We start from the raw sequence: 3,153 nt of genomic DNA on the forward strand, positions 1-3,153 counted from the left end.
GCCAGTTCCATGTATTTTTCGTCAATCAGGACGGATACTTTGATTTCGGAAGTTGAAATCATTTGGATGTTGATGCCTTCTTCTGCGAGGGTGCGGAAGATTTTGGCGGCTACGCCGACGTGTGAACGCATGCCCAAGCCGACTGCGGAGACTTTGCATACGGTGTCGTCGCCGTCGATGTAGGCGGCGCCGATGCTGTCTTGGCGTTGTTGCAGGAGTTCGATGGTTTGTTTGTAGTCTCCGCGTGGAACGGTGAAGGAGAAGTCTGTTGTGCCTTCGCTGCCAACATTTTGGATGATCATGTCGACTTCGATGTTGGCATCGGCAACTGCGCCGAGGATTTGGTAGGCAACGCCGGGTTTGTCAGGTACGCCGCGTACGTTGATGCGTGCTTGGTTTTTGTCGAATGCGATACCGGTTACGGCTGCTCTTTCCATGTTGTCGTCCTCTTCAAAGGTAATCAGGGTGCCGTTGCCGCCATCTTGCAGGCTGCTGAGTACGCGCAGGCGCACTTTGTATTTTCCGGCGAATTCTACGGAGCGGATTTGTAAAACTTTTGAGCCGAGGCTGGCCAATTCGATCATTTCTTCGAATGTGATCGTGTCCATGCGGCGTGCTTCGGGTACGACGCGCGGGTCGGTGGTGTAAACGCCGTCTACGTCGGTATAAATTTGGCATTCGTCGGCTTTGAGGGCTGCGGCGATGGCAACGGCGGAGGTATCCGAACCGCCACGGCCGAGGGTTGAGATATTGCCTTCGCTGCTGATGCCTTGGAAACCGGCTACGATAACGACTTTACCGGCAGCCAAATCGGCACGCATTCTTTCGTCGTCGATGTTTTCGATGCGGGCTTTGGTGTGGGAAGTGTCGGTTTGGAGGGCGACTTGCCAGCCGGTGTAGCTCTTGGCGTCAACGCCGATGTCTTTCAGGGCCATGGCCAGCAGGCCGATGGTCACTTGTTCGCCGGTAGCGAGAACGACGTCGAGTTCGCGCGGATCGGGATGCTCTTGCATTTCGTGCGCCAGTGCGACCAGTCGGTTGGTTTCGCCGCTCATGGCGGATACGACGACTACGATGTCGTGTCCTTCGGCGCGGGCTTTGGCGACACGTTTGGCTACGTTTTTGATGCGTTCGGGCGAGCCTACTGATGTGCCGCCGTATTTATGTACGATTAACGCCATGTTTCGTGCTTTCTTGTGGGGGTTGTCGGGCAGCTTGGTTTGCTGGAAAAAGGGTTATTATTACTATTTTTTACATGGAATTCAAGGATAGAACGCGCTTTTTTGAGTAAATACGCATAAAGGGGTTTGGTTAAAAAAGGCCGTCTGAAAGTTTTCAGACGGCCTTGCTGATTATCGGGCCAAAAGAGCGGCCTGCTGGTGTTGAACCAATTCAGCAATGCCTTTATGCGCGAGGGCAATGAGTTTGCCCAATTCTTCGATGCTGAAGGGTGCGCCTTCGGCTGTGCCTTGGATTTCGATGATTTTGCCGGATGCGGTCATGATGATGTTAACGTCGCTGTCGCAGCCTGAATCTTCTGGATAGTCCAAGTCCAAAAGCGGTACACCGCCCACCACGCCGGCGGAAACGGCGGCAACGGCTTCACGGATGGGGTTTTCGCTGATAAGGCCGTTTGAAAGGAGTTTGTCTACGGCGATTTGCAGGGCAACGTAGGCACCAGTAATGGAGGCGGTACGCGTGCCGCCGTCGGCTTGGATGACGTCGCAGTCAATCAGGATTTGGCGTTCGCCGAGTTTTTCCATATCGACGACGGCGCGTAGAGAGCGGCCAATCAAGCGTTGGATTTCTTGTGTGCGTCCGGATTGTTTGCCCGCGGCGGCCTCGCGGCGCATACGGGAGGCGGTGGAAGCCGGCAACATACCGTATTCGGCCGTTACCCAGCCTTGTTCTTTACCGCGCAGGAACGGTGGGACATTTTCGTCGATGGAGGCAGTGCAAATCACTTTGGTGTTGCCGCACTCAATAAGGCAGGAGCCATCGGCATGGGGGAGGAAATTGGGGGTAATTTTGATGTCGCGCAGGCTGTCGGCGGCGCGGCCGGTGCGGGTGTAGTTACTCATGATGAACCTTTGGGGGGAATAAAAAATAGGTTGCCTTGAATTATAGAGGAATTTGGCACCAAAGGCCGTCTGAAAATCGTCGGTCGGGTGTGTTATAGTGTCCATACTTTCACTCGTATTTGGAAACGGAGTAAAACCATGGCTACAAGACGAACTATTCAAATCCACAGCATGACCGGCTTTGCCAATGCCGCAGGCGAATGCGGAGGCAAGCGGATTAATTTGGAAATCCGCGCGGTCAACCATCGTTATTTGGATGTTCAATTCCGTATGCCGGAAGAATTGCGTTATTTGGAAGGCGCGTTGCGCGAGCAGATTGCCGCGGCTGTGGCGCGCGGTAAATTGGAATGCCGCATCCAGCTGCAGGATGCCTCCTCGGGCGGACAGACTTTGGAGGTCAATCAGGATTTGGTTGCCCAACTGGCGCATTTGAACAAAGAATGGCGCAAGGAACACAATTTCGGCAAGCTGAGCGTGGCAGACGTTTTGCGTTTCCCCGGCGTTTTGGCAGGCCAGGGCGAAGATGCCGAGGCTTTGGCCAAAGGCGTTAAAGATTTATTGACCAGCGCTTTGAAAGAGTTTACAGCCGCCCGCAAACGCGAAGGCAAAAAACTGGGTGAGCACCTGCTGCAACGCCTGGATGGCATGGAAGAGATTGTGGACGCTTTGAACGAATTGTTCCCCAGCCTTCTGCAAGCGCATATGGATAAAGTCAAAACCCGTTTGGCAGAAGCCGTCGGCAATATCGACAACGACCGCTTGCAACAGGAATTTGCTTTATTCATCCAAAAATCCGATGTGGATGAGGAATTCAGCCGTTTGCGCACCCATATCGCCGAAGTACGCCGTATCGTTACCGAAGGCAAGGGCAGCGTAGGCAAACGTTTGGATTTCCTGATGCAGGAGTTGAACCGCGAAGCCAACACTTTGGGCAGCAAAGCCATCGCCGCCGAATGCACGCAAGCGTCGGTTGAACTGAAAGTCTTAATCGAACAAATGCGCGAACAGGTTCAAAATATCGAATAAATCGATAATGAACGGATAAAACAAGGCCGTCTGAAAAGGTTTCAGA

Annotated in this window: 3 protein-coding genes; 1 reads left to right on the forward strand and 2 read right to left on the reverse strand. The window is 53.4% G+C overall.

Translation table 11 applies throughout. From position 1 onward, the window contains the following. Both ACTHUE_RS14085 and rph read right to left on the reverse strand, forming a co-directional pair. Nucleotides 1–1,181: aspartate kinase (locus tag ACTHUE_RS14085; RefSeq protein ID WP_440423785.1), on the reverse strand; the 1,181-nt coding region annotated here is incomplete at its 3' end. Nucleotides 1,182–1,352: 171 nt separating this feature from the next. After that, nucleotides 1,353–2,081, reverse strand: coding sequence for a ribonuclease PH (gene rph, locus ACTHUE_RS14090; RefSeq protein ID WP_039861956.1), 729 nt, complete (start codon nucleotides 2,079–2,081; stop codon nucleotides 1,353–1,355). Nucleotides 2,082–2,219: 138 nt separating this feature from the next. On the opposite strand from rph, the gene ACTHUE_RS14095 reads away from it, so the two are divergent. Then, complete coding sequence (locus ACTHUE_RS14095; protein ID WP_283116877.1) at nucleotides 2,220–3,107, forward strand: YicC/YloC family endoribonuclease; 888 nt, start codon at nucleotides 2,220–2,222, stop codon at nucleotides 3,105–3,107. The last annotated feature ends 46 nt before the right edge of the window (nucleotides 3,108–3,153 follow it).

This window comes from Neisseria sp. P0021.S005 (genome assembly GCF_051956955.1).

Coding starts and splice junctions, on each gene's coding strand:
- ACTHUE_RS14095 (WP_283116877.1), top strand. CDS start 2,220: ATGGCTACAAGACGAACTATTCAAATCCACAGCATGACCGGCTTTGCC.
- rph (WP_039861956.1), bottom strand. CDS start 2,081: ATGAGTAACTACACCCGCACCGGCCGCGCCGCCGACAGCCTGCGCGAC.